11 protein-coding genes are annotated in these 14,807 nt (G+C 61.1%); 7 read left to right on the forward strand and 4 right to left on the reverse strand.

Going from position 1 to position 14,807, the window contains the following annotated elements:
* The first annotated feature begins 65 nt into the window (after positions 1-65).
* The 4 genes from glmM to ACERJA_RS02770 all read left to right on the forward strand — a co-directional run bounded on the left by glmM (position 66) and on the right by ACERJA_RS02770 (position 6,092).
* Positions 66-1,391, forward strand: coding sequence for a phosphoglucosamine mutase (gene glmM / locus ACERJA_RS02755; RefSeq protein WP_373606766.1), 1,326 nt, complete (start codon positions 66-68; stop codon positions 1,389-1,391).
* 215 nt (positions 1,392-1,606) lie between these two features.
* Positions 1,607-3,292 (forward strand): alkaline phosphatase family protein, encoded by a 1,686-nt coding sequence (locus ACERJA_RS02760; RefSeq protein ID WP_373606767.1) that lies wholly within the window; start codon positions 1,607-1,609, stop codon positions 3,290-3,292.
* Positions 3,293-3,396: 104 nt separating this feature from the next.
* The gene (locus ACERJA_RS02765; protein ID WP_373606768.1) at positions 3,397-4,059 is read left to right on the forward strand and encodes a helix-turn-helix domain-containing protein; all 663 of its coding nucleotides are present in this window, start codon (positions 3,397-3,399) and stop codon (positions 4,057-4,059) included.
* Positions 4,060-4,436: 377 nt separating this feature from the next.
* Positions 4,437-6,092 (forward strand): right-handed parallel beta-helix repeat-containing protein, encoded by a 1,656-nt coding sequence (locus ACERJA_RS02770; protein WP_373606769.1) that lies wholly within the window; start codon positions 4,437-4,439, stop codon positions 6,090-6,092.
* A 26-nt stretch (positions 6,093-6,118) separates the two neighbouring features.
* On the opposite strand, the gene ACERJA_RS02775 is transcribed toward ACERJA_RS02770, so the two are convergent.
* Complete coding sequence (locus ACERJA_RS02775; protein ID WP_373606770.1) at positions 6,119-7,195, reverse strand: polysaccharide deacetylase family protein; 1,077 nt, start codon at positions 7,193-7,195, stop codon at positions 6,119-6,121.
* Between the two features lie 391 nt (positions 7,196-7,586).
* Between ACERJA_RS02775 and ACERJA_RS02780 the strand changes: the two genes are divergently transcribed.
* Entirely contained in the window at positions 7,587-9,209 is a 1,623-nt protein-coding gene (locus ACERJA_RS02780; protein ID WP_373606771.1) for a flippase, read from the forward strand.
* Between the two features lie 316 nt (positions 9,210-9,525).
* On the opposite strand, the gene ACERJA_RS02785 is transcribed toward ACERJA_RS02780, so the two are convergent.
* Both ACERJA_RS02785 and ACERJA_RS02790 read right to left on the reverse strand, forming a co-directional pair.
* Entirely contained in the window at positions 9,526-10,575 is a 1,050-nt protein-coding gene (locus tag ACERJA_RS02785; protein WP_373606772.1) for a glycosyltransferase family 2 protein, read from the reverse strand.
* Complete coding sequence (locus ACERJA_RS02790) at positions 10,575-10,820, reverse strand: hypothetical protein (RefSeq protein ID WP_373606773.1); 246 nt, start codon at positions 10,818-10,820, stop codon at positions 10,575-10,577. The genes ACERJA_RS02785 and ACERJA_RS02790 overlap by 1 nt, the downstream gene beginning before the upstream one ends.
* A gap of 192 nt (positions 10,821-11,012) precedes the next feature.
* Here ACERJA_RS02790 and ACERJA_RS02795 point away from each other — a divergent pair, with 192 nt between their 5' ends.
* Positions 11,013-12,011 carry a glycosyltransferase family 2 protein gene (locus ACERJA_RS02795; protein ID WP_373606774.1) on the forward strand — a complete coding sequence of 333 codons (999 nt, stop codon included), beginning with the start codon at positions 11,013-11,015 and terminating at the stop codon, positions 12,009-12,011.
* Positions 12,012-12,087: 76 nt separating this feature from the next.
* On the forward strand, positions 12,088-13,227 hold the full coding sequence (locus ACERJA_RS02800; RefSeq protein ID WP_373606775.1) for a sugar-transfer associated ATP-grasp domain-containing protein: 1,140 nt from the start codon (positions 12,088-12,090) through the stop codon (positions 13,225-13,227).
* 59 nt (positions 13,228-13,286) lie between these two features.
* On the opposite strand, the gene ACERJA_RS02805 is transcribed toward ACERJA_RS02800, so the two are convergent.
* Positions 13,287-14,621 (reverse strand): polysaccharide deacetylase family protein, encoded by a 1,335-nt coding sequence (locus tag ACERJA_RS02805; protein ID WP_373606776.1) that lies wholly within the window; start codon positions 14,619-14,621, stop codon positions 13,287-13,289.
* Positions 14,622-14,807 lie beyond the last annotated feature (186 nt).

The raw sequence follows: 14,807 nt of genomic DNA on the forward strand, positions 1-14,807 counted from the left end.
ACCATAGCCCGCAATGAGATCGTTAGCGGCCGTATAGTAATCCCCGTTTCCTCGAGCAGACAGGTATGTTCGGAACGAGCGGAATCCGAGGCCCAGTTGGAGACGATGTGACAGCCGACCTCGCACTCGCCGTGGGGCGGGCTGTCGCCGCCGAGGGCTACGAGCGCGTTGTGGTTGGGCGGGACGCTCGAGAGAGTGGGACGATCCTCGGTGAGGCACTGATCGCCGGCTTGCGGGAGTGTGGAGCGGACGTCCTCGAGGTGGGTGTCGCGCCGACACCAACAGTCGCGAGAGCCGTCCCGTGGACGGATGCGGACGCGGGGGTCGTCGTGACGGCCTCGCACAACCCCGCGCCGGACAACGGACTCAAACTCTGGACGGCATCGGGCAAAGCCTTCGGCCCCGACCAGCGAGAGGCGATCGCCACGCGAGTCGACCGCGAGGCGTACGATCTCAAACCCTGGAACGAGCAGGGCACACTCGAGTCATTCGACGGCGCGCTCGAGCGCCATGCCAGTGAACTGACCGACGCGGTGTCGATCGACGACCCGCTGAGCGTCGTCGTCGACGTCGGCAACGGAACTGGCGGGATCACCGCCCGCGTGCTGGCTGCGTTGGGGTGTGACGTCGTCACGCTGAACGGCCAACAGGACGGGAGCTTTCCAGGCCGGCCAAGCGAGCCGACTCGAGAGACGCTCGCTGGCCTCTCGTCGCTGGTCGAATCGACGGATGCCGACCTCGGAATTGCCCACGACGGCGACGCCGATCGGATGATGGCCGTCGACGAGACTGGCGCGTTCGTTCCCAAAGACGTGCTGTTCGCGCTGTTTGCACGCGAGGCTGCGGGTGATGGCGACGTCGTCGCCGCCCCAGTCGGGACGAGTATGACCGTCGACGACACGCTCACGGAAGTTGGAGCGGCGGTCACGCGAACGCCGGTTGGCGACGTGTTCGTCGCCGAAGCAGCGAAACGACCGGACGTCGTCTTCGGCGGCGAGCCAAGCGGGGCGTGGATCTGGCCGACCGAGACGCTGTGTCCGGACGGTCCGCTCGCGGCGTGTACACTCCTCGAACTCGTTGCCGATCGCGGTCCGCTCTCGACGCTTGTCACGGGGATCGAGACGTACCCCATCCGACGAACGTCACTCGAGGTCGAGGACAAAGCCGCTGTGATGGACTACGTTCGTGAGCACGTCCACGAGCGCTACGACGACGTCAAGACGCTCGATGGAGTCTCTATCACTGTCGACGACGGCTGGATGCTCGTGCGAGCCAGCGGGACCCAGCCGATCGTTCGAGTGACGGCGGAGGCCCGAACCGAGTCGCGAGCCCAGGAGTTAGCAGCCGATGCCGTGGCGATCCTCGAGCACGCAATCGAAGCGGGCACGTGACCCACGGTGGACAGGCCCCGGGCCTCGAGGGTCCGAGATGGGATGTGTCGATCCAGTCACGAACCCGATTTTCGGGTTTACAGCCGTTTTAGCGAGCCGATAATGAAGTGTCTCGTCAACCCCGTTTCGGGTAGTTCACTGTGCAGTATCGACCACCGTCGCTACCGGAGCGGTAGTGGGTGACCGAGACAGGATACGACGAGACATATGAAACGATGAGTGAGGCCTTCGACCGCGACGACGACGCATCGACGACGACTACCGCGAGCGACTCGCGCGGATTGGAGACGCTGGTGATCGGGATCGACGCGGGGTGTCTGCCGGTCTTCGAGCGACTGTTCGAAGACGACCGCATCCCGACTATCGAGCGACTCTGTTCGGAGGGCGTGACGGCGCCACTCGAGTCACAGATTCCGCCATGGACGCCGAGTGCGTGGCCCTCGATCTACACTGGAGTCAACCCCGGAAAACACGGCGCGATCGGCTTCGTCGGTTACGACGGCTACGACTGGCACGTCACGAGCAACGACGACGTGCACGAACACCCACTGTGGACGTTGCTTGACCGTCATGGTCACTCGAGCGTCGTCGTCAACGCCCCCGTAACGCATCCGCCGGATGAGTTCGAGGGCGCGGTGATCCCCGGCTTCCTCGGTCCCGAAGATCCCGACTGCCACCCCGACGGAGTGTTAGACGACGTTCGTGACGCGATCGGTGACTACCGTGTGTATCCGAAGTACACGCGTGACGACGACTCGCTGTCCAACGCCGAAAAGATCGCAGAGTATGAGACGCTGGTGGGCATTCGCGGAGCGGCGTTTCGATATCTCGTCGACGAGTTCGAGCCGGATCTCGGCTTCGTCCAGTTCCAGAAGACGGATACGGTGTTTCACGAGTTCGACGGCGACGAGGCGATGGTCGAGCGTGTCTACGAGGCGACCGACGAGCAGATCGCATCGATCCTCGAGGCGTACGACCCAGACCGCATCTTCCTCGTCAGCGACCACGGTATGGGGCCGTGCGACGGCTACGAGTTCCAACTCAACGAGTTCCTTCGCGATGAAGGCTACCTCGAGACGACGACGGGTGGCAAGGGGATGCCGTCGTGGACGCCGATGCGAAGACGGCTCCGTGAAGGCGAGGAGTACGACACCTGGGAGCCGGGGACGGCTGCGCGCCTCGCGGCGGTCGCCGCTCGATCCGGAATTACGGCTCGTCGGATCAGAATCGCCCTCGAGAAAGTGGGCCTCGCGGAGGTCGCAAAGAAGTACGCACCGGGTGGTATCTCTCGGACGGCGAACGAGCAGGTCGATTTCGCCAACTCGAAAGCGTACGTCCGTGCCCGGACCGAGCTTGGCGTCCGGATCAATCTCGAGGGACGCGATCCCGAGGGCGTCGTCTCGCCCGAGGAGTACGACGAAGTGCGTGAAAAACTCATCCGAACGCTACAGGGCGTCGAAACACCTGCTGGAGAACCGTTTTTCGAGACGGTTGCCCCACGCGAGCAGTACTTCCACGGCGAAAACGCCGACGAGACCGTCGATATCGTAACGATTCCGAACGAGTTCGAACACGCTCTCTCCGAACAGGTCGGCGACGGCGAGTACTTCGGGCCGGTCGAGCCATGGAACCACAAGCTCGATGGTGTGTTCGTGGCGATGGGCGAGGGAATCGACGAATCGCAGTCGCTCGAGCACGTCCATCTGTTCGACGTTGCACCGACGGTCATGGCCGCGATGGGCGTTCCGGTCAGCGACCGCATGGATGGGACCGTCGCTCCGATCGTCGATCCCACCGACTCGATCTCGTATCCGACGGTCGATGGATCGGGGCAACGAGAACAGGCGTCACCGGATGAAGAAGTCACAGATCGGTTAGCCGACCTCGGCTATCTGAACTGAGCTGGCGACCCAGCACAGACCGTTGCAGCCGCTGCAACTGGCGGCTACGCGTCTGATAAATAAGGGGATCGAATCCGACGATACAGCACGTCATAAGCATCTCTATGGGATTTATTGCCGAAGTGCAGCTCTCTCACGACGATCTAGTGCTGGTACCGACGATCAGACAACTACCTGAGGTCACGTTCCGGTATGAGTACAGGACAACAGCAGACGGCCGTTCCCACCAGTTTGTGTCCGCGTTCAGCGATGAGTATACCGCACTCGAGGAGGCGATGGAGGCGGATCACACGATCTCGAACCCGACACGCATCGCGACGTTCGAGAGCCGGGCCGTCTATCGAGTAACAGTCGAAACTGACATCCATATTATTCCCGATGACTGCGCCGAGTGTGGCCTGTTCGTCTTCACGGTTTCGAGCAACGAGCGAGGATGGGTTGCGCGTGTTCATCTCCCGAATCGCGACGCACTGGCTACGTACCGAGAGTGCTGTCGACGCAACAACATCTCGTTTCACGTAACCCGGCTACACGACTCATCGGTATCCGACGAAGGGACGTACGTCCTCTCCGAACAGCAGTATGAAATTCTCACGATGGCGTACTACGCCGGCTATTTCGATGTGCCACGGGAAAGTACACAAGACGACCTCGCTGGCCATTTCGGGATCTCCGATTCGGCGGTCTCGAAACGACTTCGGCGTGCCATTGCGGACCTGATCGCTGGCACGATCGAAAACGATCGCTCCACCCCCGAGCACGAGTGAGTGCGTTCGGAACCGATCGTATCCCCAGTCGCCACTGCAAGGACGTTACAGTAACAACTGAACCGGTTTCCACACCGACACAGGGCTATCGTTTGGGGTGTGCACTGCCGGTCGGTGGCTACTGTACTGCGATGTGTATGGCTGGTTCCGCAGTCGGCTTCAGCCGACTGGTCCCACATGGCGACGGCTTAGCTAGCTGTTAAGCGGCTGTCTCGAGACCGAAGACGCTGACGGCATCGGTCCGAACGATGACGATTCGGCGCTGTGAAACTGTTGACAGTATTGAAACAGTGACAGCTATCGGTCGCACTTAAAACGTTGCTATCCGAACGGATAGTTACTGAACCCCTTCATTACTCATACTAAAATGACTATCAATGTCGGAACGAAGTGGGATGCAGAACGCGGATGGGAGGGGGACGGCTCGTTCTCGGTCACCTCGTGACACGACCACTCGATCGTCGCCCGAGGATCGAACTGGACCACAACGATCACGACGAACGTTTTTACAGGGGTTGACGGTCGCTGGTGTTGCCGGGGTTGGATTGGCGTCGGCTGCCAGCGGGACGTCGGAACCATTTGGACAGTATTACGACGACTACGAGAACGTCGTCGACGTCGTCGAGGCCGGGGCAGACAACACCGGAACCGAATCGATTACACCCGTTCTCGAGGAGCTCCGGGCTGATGAGACACTGTTCGTCTTTCCTGAAGGGCGGTACTATATGGACGAGCAGTTCCGGTTTACTGGGTTCGACAACATCGGCTTCGTCGGTGAGAACGCGACACTCGTGCCAGCGAACTACCACGAGTTCGACGGGCCACGGTTCCGCCTGTTTCGACTCGGTGTGTCGTATCGCCCCGGTGATCGCCTTCGATTCGAAGGATTCGACGTCGATCAGACAGCCCCTGATACGGGCATTCGGGTGATCGAGGCGGCTATTGCTCAACAGCTCGAGGTGCGAGATATCAGTATTGCTGGAGAACACGACAGCGGGACGTGGGGGCCCGGAATGTTTGCTATCACCGACCCGAGCGGATATGGAATTGTCGAGCGATTTCGCGCGCCGGATGGCGGGCTTCACACCGACGAGACGCCCAACGCGGGCAACATGTGGCGAGGCCCGATCGGAATCGAGGCGAACACGAACGTCGGCCACCTCGAGTTCAGAGACTGCGAACTTGGCGGGTTCCCGGACAATGGGCTGTACGCTGTCAATGACGAGGGGCAGATCACTGTCGACGGCGGCCGCTTTGCAAACAGCAACGGCGCAAACGTCCGCCTCGGTGGCGAGGGGAGCCAGATCAAGAACGCGACCATCGAGGTCGATCGGACCCGTTCCTACGACAACAGTCAGCGGGGGATCCGACTCGAGAACGGCGACGAACTCCACGTCGACGACGTCGAGATATCGATCACCGCACCACAGCCGACCAGCCATGCGATTTCGGTGATGAACAGCTGCGAGACAGCACGCATCGAGGATACAGCGATCGAGATCAGTGGCGAGCAAGTAAACCACGGAATCGTCGTCTCGCCACAGGCAGGGTATACACACATCGTCGGCGGCGAAATCGTCCACGAACCGGCCGGTGGCTATCCTCTCTGGATTCGGGAGACAGACACGCAAGATCAGGTACTCGTCGAGCTTCTCGACGTGTCGGGCGAGGCTGGTGTCACCTCGGCCGGCTTCCGCGACGGCATTCGGTGTGGACGGAACAACTGCCGGTTCAGTCACGTGACCGTCGACCAGCCTGGCCGCAGCGGCGTCGATCGGAACGGACTCGTCATCACGGGTGACGAGGCCACGATCTACAAAGGAACCTTCCGCGCGAGCCAGTACCCCTACGTCGACCAGGGTAACGGGAACCATCTCCGGAACTCGGACGCTGAGTCGTATCGCGACGGTCTCGAGGGCGTCCGTCTCTACCCGGATATCGATGGCCCCGAATTCAGAGTGAACCGGATCGTCAACGGCATTGACGATCTCGGTGCCAACGATGTCCTGACCTGGCGAAACACCTACGAATAACGCTCTCGCAGCGGCGACAACGGCAGTCAGCTGCCGTTTCCAGCAGTTGCCCGGATCGCATCACGAAGCGTCAGGACCTCGAGGTCGCGTTCGACGACCCACTCGAGGGTTTCGCGGATTCGTTCCGGGGTGACTTCTTCTTTGAACGTGTGTGCACCGAGTATGCCAAGCGCGTCTTGCGCAGCGACCTGATCGAGTTGTGCCTCGACAGCCTCGGGGCTGGTGAACTCGACGAAGTAGTCGCGTCGCGTCTCGAACGGGTCGAACGTGTCGGGGTCGTTGATCATCGATCCCGGTCGCACGTTCGCGATCCCGTCGTAGTACTCCCGTGCAATCTCGACCGTCCGCTCGTCGACGATATCGTAGGGCGCAAGCAGCGTGTCGACCTCGAACCCCAGCGACTCGAGTTCTTCTTTCGATTCGCCGAGGAACTCGTGCATGACGTCTTCTGGATAGCGTTCGACCGTTTCACCCGCCTGAAACGACGATCCAAGCGGCTCGTCGAACTCGAGATAGCCGCCGACATCGTCCTCGTCGGAGTCGACGACAGTCCGACGAACGCGCTCGTTTCCGTCAGTGATCTCGATCTCGTAGCCGTGGTGGAAGCCGTGATTGCGCTGCTCCGGGTAGATTCGGACGTCGTCCGGCTCGGCGTCCGCGACGAGTTCGAACGCTCCCAGCGCCGTGTGAGCGGTCGTGTGTGAGCTGATCTCCCAGCCGGCGTCGGCGAGTTCCTCGAGGTGGTCGACAGCCATCCAATCGGTGCCGTTGAACTCCTCGCGACCGATCCACTCAGTGACGATACCCGTACTCGCGGGCGCATCGAACTCCTGATGGACCGGGAACGCCTGCTCGTAGTCCTCGATCGGCCCATCGTCGTAGACGAAGACGACCGCACCGCCGTCGATGCTCGGGCTGTCGTCCAATTCTCCCGTCCCACCGTCGCTCTCGTTTCCGTTGGGATCGGTTGCCTCGCCGTCCTCGTCGGTGTCGTTTGCTGTCCCGAGTTCGTCTGCCAGGCCGTCGATACATCCGGCTGTCAGCCCGATCGCGCCTGCTCCAGCTACACCGATGAAGCGACGGCGCGTCGATTCGTGACTCATCGTTGTTGGAACGCACTCGAGTGAGTGTGCGTATACTTATACCTCAGTTAAGCGCCTGTTCGGTGGGGCGTTGCGCTGTTCACTCGGGCGCTCATCGACGGCTGACCGTTCGGATCGCCAGCAGGCCGATTGGCAACACTCGCTATCGCAGCCACTGACCGTCAGTGCGCACCCGATCGCACGCCAACTGTGCGATCGGTGTGCAACCAGTTTCAGTTGTTACTCTCGCTCATCGGACTCCCGGCTGCTGATTCGTCCGCCAGCGGCGTTTAATACGCGTATAATAAGGCCCCCTCGGCGGCATCGATTCAACACTGTGGCTATCGCTTGCGAAAACAGCCGACCGTGCGGGGATGGGGCCCGTTGGTCGTCGATTCTAGGGAGTTGAACAGTGAACAGAAGTATCGCGAGTGGTGTGTTTTCGGTCGTCAGCGCGAAGGTCATCGTTCTCATCGTGACTGCTGTCTCGACGCCGCTTTTGTACCGGTTTCTCGGTGCCTCGGCGTTCGGGGATTACGCGTTCTTGCTGTCGGTGTTCGCCATCTACATGATCTTTGTCAGCTCCGGCATCACCGACGGCGTTCGGAAGTTCCTCGCTGAGGACCGCAACGCAGCCAACTGGAGCGAACACGTCGTCGGCTTCTACTTTCGACTGGCGATCGTTCTTGCCGCCGTTGGTTCCCTGTTGTTGGTCGCTGCTGCCCAGTTTGGGATCGTTGCGCTCGCGTTCGGAGACGAGCTGACGATCTACTTCTATGCCCTCGCCGTGCTCGTGCTCACGGCGCAGTTTCGTGATTACGCCCGAAAGACGCTCATGGGATTCGGCCTCGAGCGATACTCGGAGCCGCTGAAGGTCCTCGACAAGCTCGGCTTCGTCGTGGTCGCGATTCCACTCGTCTACGTCGGCTACGGGGTGATGGGCGCGCTCGCTGGCCACCTGTTTGCGAGCGCACTCGTCGCTGCTGTCGGACTCGTCCTCGTCCACCGTCGAATCTCGCTGTCGTGTCTGTTCAGCCGGCCGACGAAGCGATTCCCGCGAGCAGAGATGCTCACGTTCAACTCGATGAGCATCGTTCTCGTGTTCCTGTTGATGTCGCTCTATCACATCGACATCGTGATGCTCCAGCGATTCGCCGAGAGTTCGGACGTGGGTAACTACCGGGCGGCACTCACGCTCGCCGAGTTCCTCTGGTTCGTTCCGCTAGCACTGCAGACTGTGTACGTCCACTCGACATCGGAGCTGTGGTCGAACAACCGTCACCGGGAGATTACGGAGCTCGCTTCCCGGACGACGCGGTATACGTTTCTGCTGACAGCCGTCATGGCGGTCGGTCTCGCGGCGCTTGCGGATATCGCCGTGCCGCTCTATTTCGGCTCCGAGGCAGAGCCAGCGGTCACACCGCTGTTGTTGTTGCTCCCTGGTGCACTCGGGTTCGCGCTTGCACGGCCGATTCTCGCCGTCTCACAGGGAAACGGGACGCTTCGGTACCCGGTCGCGGCCACCGGCACCGCAGCCGTGATCAATGTCACGCTCAACGCCGCCCTGATCCCGCGATACGGTATGCACGGGGCAGCCATCGCGACAAGCGTCGGCTACGGCACGATGTTCGCCTTCCACTGCTGGAGCGCTCGGCTCGTCGGCTTCAATCCACTTGCTGATGCTCGACTCGGGCAAGTGACTGTGACGACCGTCCTTGCAGCCATCCCCATTGTCGCGCTCTCGATGGCGATCTCGAATCAGTTGCTGGCGCTTGCAGTCGTCCCGCCGGTCGGCTTCGTGATTTTCCTCGTCTTCGCGTTACTCGCCGGCGCGCTGGATCCAGCAGAGCCGTTCGAGATTCTGGCGGCGTTTCCCGACCCGATCGGCTCGAAAGCGGACGCGATTCATCGTCGCCTCGAGGGACGATTGAGTGGTGACACGACACGAAACTGGTTGCAGAATCTGCTGTTCGTCGCCGGACTCTCCTTGCTCGTCTCGGGACTTGCGCTGGGAATCCTCGATGCCAGCATCTGATCTCGTTTCGCTGGCAGCTTCTTCGACGTGGTGGCGCCGTACACGTCCCGTGTTCTGCCTCGGGACTCCTCGCTTCGCTTGGAACTACTCGGCGCAAAATCTACGAAAAAAGGCCGCTCGTTCCGGTGGTCGGCGTTTTGGGTGACAGAGTTGGCCGACGACGATCTATGCTCTGCTGTACCGATCTTCCGGTGCATCCGCAGCGGGTACACTGGCACTACCCGATAGCAGTCCGTACAAGACGCACATCAGTAGCGACCCGATCTCTGCTCGAGTCAAACGACGACACCGGAAACCAGTGCTCCGCCTCGCCCCATCACTGAATCTGGCGCTCGAGGTGTTCGCTCTCGGCCATGTCGAACACCATGGCAAACAGCAACAGCGTGATACCCGCGAGCGTTGCCAGCACGCTCGTTTGTCCGACCGAAACACCGGCGCCAAGCAGTGTCGAGAGCAGGGTCAGCCCTGCGCCGGCTACGCCAGCCGCGGCCGTCCCGGCCCCGATGAAATAAAACAGCGCGAGGGGGTGAAAATCGAGCACGAGATACTTTGTCTTGAGTCGCCACAGGAAGTTCCGCAGCAACATCGACGAGACCTTCGGGATGTAATCGGAGTAGATGATACTCGACTCCTCGTCACCGTAGACGGCTGGCATCGCGACATCAGCGACCCGCATGCCCTGCACGTTGAGCTTGACGAGCAGGTCGTTACAGTAGCCGTAGTACTCGTAGAGTTCCTCGAGGTCGATCGCCGCCAACGCGTCGTGAGAAATCGCCGTGTAACCGTTCTGGGGATCCATCGTCTTCCAGTATCCCGAGGCGATCTTCGTCAGAAACGTCAGGATCGAGTTCCCGACGAACCGAAACCGCGGCATCGCGGCGCGGTATTCGCTCGAGAGCAGCCGATTTCCTTTCGCGTAGTCGGCCTCGCCCTCGACGATCGGATCGAGCAGGCGTGGCATTTGGGAGAGGTCCATCTGCCCGTCCGCGTCGACAGTGACCGTCGCGTCCACACCGTCCTCGAGGGCGGCGAGATAGCCGGTTTTGATCGCGCCACCGGCACCACGGTTCTCGCGATGTTGGATCGGGACAACCCGGCCGATGGGGTCGTGAACCGCGGCTCGAGTGGCGAGTGCGGATGCCCCACCGTCCGCGACGAGCGTATCACCTGTTGTGGTGGGGACCGATCTCGTCTTCGCATCGGCTCGAGCAGCCTCGAGAACCTCGTTCCAGGTGTCGTCAGTTGACTGGTCGTCGATCACGTAGAGTCGGTCGACGGACGCTGGCATCTCGCGGATGACGTCGCCGACGAACCCCTCCTCGTTGTAGGCAGGTATCACGACACCGACGGTTGCACCCCGATACATCAGGCCCCCTCCAGCAGTTCCGTCGCGGTGACGACGTCGACGCGTTGCTCGCCGGTGCGGTCCACGAAGCACTCACTCGAGAGGTCGGAACGGCTGCGTGTGGCCCCATACTGGGTCGACTGCAGCTTGGGTGATGGCCCCTTCTCGTCCGACCTCCACCGCTCGTCGAAGAGACAGCTGGCAGGGCCACCCGCTCCAGCCACGCCAGCAGTGGTCACGACCGATCGTCGGTTTCGAGTCGTCATTGCCGCCGTTGACGAATCTATCGCTCTTTCTTATACAGTGGTTAGGCAGTTGTGTGGCCGGGCAGCGCTTCGATCGGCGAGCCACGGATGCGCTCGGCGGCGCCCACTCGAACGGGAACGACCGGCCACGCGACTGCCGTGTGTGGTTTACCAACTCGATAATAATGCACTGGAGTCGGGTAGCATCTAGAAATGACTCGTGTTAGCGTCATTATCCCGACGTACAACAGAGCAGCGACGCTTCCCCGTGCGATCGACAGCGCTCTCGAGCAGACAGTCGACGACCTCGAGGTCGTCGTTGTCGACGATGGCTCAACGGACGAGACTGGATCAGTGCTAGCCAGCTACGAGGACCCGCGAGTGCGTCCCGTCGTCCACGCGACCAACCAGGGCGCAAACGTCGCCCGGAACACGGGGATCGAACACGCCCGCGGCGAGCACGTTGCGTTTCTCGATTCGGACGATGAGTGGCATCCGAAAAAGCTCGAGCGACAGCTCGAGTGTCTCGAAAACCGCTCGAGCGAGTGGATCGGTGCCTACTGTGCGTCGGCGTTCGAACTGTCGGGGACGAGCGGTCGGGTTCGGACAGCCGCCGCATCCGTCCTGGCTCGCGGTGACGAAACGCCAACGAGAGAAGGTGGCGAAGAACTGGTCGGTGAGATTCTGGCGGACAACGTCCAGCCGGGGGCTGGCTCGACATTGCTCGTTCGAACGAGCGTCGCCAGAGCGGCCGGCGGGTTCGACGAGACGCTCGATCGGTTTCAGGACCCCGAGTTCTGTCTCCGCGTACTCGAGCACGGGAAACTCGCCTACGTCGACGAGGTGCTCGTCCGCCGAGAGGAGACCGGCCATCCGCCGGCAGACGTGATCAAAAACGCAAGTGAGCAGTATCTGTCCGCGTACGAAAACGAGGTGGAGTACTTCGAAACGGCGGGCTACGAGATCAGATCGACGCACGAGCTTATTCTTGCAAAGCGGTACTTCGCCGAGGGACGACTTCTGCAGGGCATCTGGCACGCTCGAAACGCGTCGATTTCGGCGCGACATCTGCCCGGGCTCTGCTGGGCAGCCGGCGCCGGCGTTCAGCGCCGGCCGATTCCGATCGCCACAACAGTCGTCTTTCTACTCCTCGCAACTGTCCTGGCCTGGATCGGGCTCTCACAGCGTCTGCCAGCGGCATCGTCCACGTAGCCACTCTCGTTGCGTTCACCTTTGAAACGGTCTTGACTGGTTGGTAACTAATACACTCTCGCTGGCAGAGCCAGTCATGACCATTCGGGCACTGTATCATACGGTCAGAGGTCTGCAGGGGCTCACAGCAGCCGAACGTGAGTCAACGGCCTCACGATCGATCCGTCGCCGACTGTGGCTCTGGCGTCGTGGCTTCGTCAGCCAGTCGGACGCCGTGTACGATCTCGATGAAGCGAGCTACGAGGCGTATCTGACCGACTACCAGCGATACGTACGGACAAAACGAATCAACGGGACGTGGTCGGTTGCGCTGTCGAACAAACTCCTGTTTCACCGAGTGATGCAGCCGTTTGACGATCAGCGGATGGCCGTCTATGGGATGCTCCGCGACGGAACGTTTCATGCCGTCGACGCGGGGACGATGCCGTCTCCTCGAGAGGTGACCGACGGTGGATCGACCGTCTCAGCGGCGACCGATGACGACCACGGAACAGCCACGGAAACGCACAACGCCGCCCAACGAGTCGTCGAACGACTCGAGGACGAGCAGCGACTGGTCCTCAAGTGGGTCCACGGTGGCGGCGGAAACAACGTCTTCCTCTGTACGCGGACCGAAGACGGCTATCAGGTAAACGACGACCACTACACCGAAGCGGAGTTCCGATCGCTGGTCGCCAGCCTCGAGGAGTATCTCGTCTGTGAGTTCGTCGAGCAGGGCTCGTTTGCGGCCGGTCTCTACCCGACGACACCGAACACGATTCGTCTCATCACGATGTACGACGAGGTCGCCAACGAGCCGTTTATTGCCGCGGCGATTCAACGGATCGGAACCGAAGCGTCCGCACCGCTGGACAACTTCACGCAGGGTGGTCTTTCGGCTGCGATCAACCTCGAGACAGGTGAACTCGGTCCCGGCGCACAGCCACCTGACGGCGACGGCGTCGAACGACACCTGACCCACCCCGACACTGGAGCGCCAGTCGAAGGGGTGTCCGTTCCCGGCTGGGATCGGATTCGGGAGCAGGTGCTCGAGATGGCGGACGCCTGCTCGTTCGTTCCGTATATCGGCTGGGACGTCATTGTTACCGGGCCAGACGGGGAGTTTTCCGTCATCGAAGCGAACAGCTACCCCGGCCTCAAGTCGATCCAGGTCCACGGACCGCTGTTGGCAGACGACCGCGTCCGGCGGTTCTACGAACGGATGGATGTCTGTTAGGCTGAGAAAGAATCGGCCGACGGATCAACACGGCAGTCGACGACGAGCGACGAGAGCGATCAGTAGTGCTGGGCGGTCCGCATCTCCCAGAGGTCGTCGAACGTAATGACTTCGACATCTGCGTCGTCAATATGCTCGAGGAGCGCTTCGTAGTCGTCCTCGGGCATCGTGTTGTCGGCGTCAAACGCGTGGAAGTTCAAGATCGTACACTGGTTGTGCGCCGCGGCGAGATCGACACACCGTTTCGAGATCTCGAGATCGTTGCCGATCGTTCGCGGCAGCGCAAGCGGATCAAAGCCGTAGACGTTCGTCGTGTTGACGTGTCCGGCCTGATTGAAGCCACCGCAGTAGTGATACTTGCTCTTGTACTCGAGGCTCGTCTTGTTGTAGCTGTTGTGCGGGTAGACGATGTAGTCGGCCCCTTCGAACTCGTTGTCGATGTACCACTGTTTGTCGAACCGGAGTCGTGACTCCATCTCGGCTCCGTCGTCGTACTCGTGAATCGGGTCGTGCGTTCCGTGGACGACGATCTGATCGCCCGCCTCCTGACGCTCCTGCAGTTCCGAGACCGACATGACGCCGTCGCGACCCTGCTCCGTCCAGCTCGGAACCGGTGCCTGAACGGTTCGGAAGCCGTACTCGTCGTGCAGCGGCGAGGCAATGTCGTAGTAGTCGCTCTCGCCGTCGTCCCAGGTCAGCATGACGTACCCCTGATCGGGTTTTTCGTGGGTTCGCAGGTCGTCGAACCAGACCTCCGCCTCGTCCATGTCGTGGCGGACCTCTATCCGCAGCGTCTCGAGATTATCCATCGACGGCTCATACTGGCTCTGTTCGAAGACGCCCGGACTCGAGCGGAACCAGCCGACGTCGGGGCTTCGGTAGGTAATCTCCCGCAGCGAGTACACTTTTCTGCTCCCAAACCGGTCGAAGAGCCACACGTTGATCGTGATGTTCTGTGGCGTCGTCGTCCGAACGGCAAAGGAGAGATCTAATCCGGTCAGATCTTCTCCCTCAAGGCTACGTTCGGCGATGATGTTTTCTTCGCCGTTTGACTGGAGTTTGAAGCTCTGGTCGCCGTCGAAAACGACGTCCGTGTCTGCTTCACCGGACCCCTGAACGACCTCCCAGCCCTCGAGATCGCTGAAGTCGTCGAAGGAGTCGCCCGGCTGTCGGTACTGCTCTCTGCTGTTGTACGCAGTTTCGAGCGGTGGAACGCCGTCAGCGAGCGCCGCAGCAGTTTCGCCGTCCGAATCGGACGCGTTCCCGTCCGAGGAATCGCTGCTACCACTGTCCGTTACCGACTCGAGACGGTCAGCACAGCCCGCCAGCCCGGAAATCCCGGCCGCACCCGATAGGGCGAGAAGTCGTCGCCGCGTCATTCGATTCTGTGACATCGTGAATCGATGATATCGACAGTACAACCATTATTATGGGTTTGATAGGCGGATTCGTCCGTCAGCCAGATCGGTGTTCGACGGCCGTGCTGGCGCTTAACGGTAACATAGTTAATGACGACTCGTCCGGAGGGAAGACCAGTTGCGCGTACGCGAGTGCGGTGTCGGCTATGAAATGTCGGCTAT

The sequence above is a fragment of the Natronorubrum sp. A-ect3 genome (assembly GCF_041821125.1).
GTDB classification, from domain to species: domain Archaea; phylum Halobacteriota; class Halobacteria; order Halobacteriales; family Natrialbaceae; genus Natronorubrum; species Natronorubrum bangense.

What these genes read in the sequence shown, in the direction of transcription:
- glmM (WP_373606766.1), top strand. Translation starts at nt 66, where the DNA reads ATGTTCGGAACGAGCGGAATCCGAGGCCCAGTTGGAGACGATGTGACA.
- ACERJA_RS02760 (WP_373606767.1), top strand. Translation starts at nt 1,607, where the DNA reads ATGAGTGAGGCCTTCGACCGCGACGACGACGCATCGACGACGACTACC.
- ACERJA_RS02765 (WP_373606768.1), top strand. Translation starts at nt 3,397, where the DNA reads ATGGGATTTATTGCCGAAGTGCAGCTCTCTCACGACGATCTAGTGCTG.
- ACERJA_RS02770 (WP_373606769.1), top strand. Translation starts at nt 4,437, where the DNA reads ATGTCGGAACGAAGTGGGATGCAGAACGCGGATGGGAGGGGGACGGCT.
- ACERJA_RS02775 (WP_373606770.1), bottom strand. Translation starts at nt 7,195, where the DNA reads ATGAGTCACGAATCGACGCGCCGTCGCTTCATCGGTGTAGCTGGAGCA.
- ACERJA_RS02785 (WP_373606772.1), bottom strand. Translation starts at nt 10,575, where the DNA reads ATGTATCGGGGTGCAACCGTCGGTGTCGTGATACCTGCCTACAACGAG.
- ACERJA_RS02790 (WP_373606773.1), bottom strand. Translation starts at nt 10,820, where the DNA reads ATGACGACTCGAAACCGACGATCGGTCGTGACCACTGCTGGCGTGGCT.
- ACERJA_RS02795 (WP_373606774.1), top strand. Translation starts at nt 11,013, where the DNA reads ATGACTCGTGTTAGCGTCATTATCCCGACGTACAACAGAGCAGCGACG.
- ACERJA_RS02800 (WP_373606775.1), top strand. Translation starts at nt 12,088, where the DNA reads ATGACCATTCGGGCACTGTATCATACGGTCAGAGGTCTGCAGGGGCTC.
- ACERJA_RS02805 (WP_373606776.1), bottom strand. Translation starts at nt 14,621, where the DNA reads ATGTCACAGAATCGAATGACGCGGCGACGACTTCTCGCCCTATCGGGT.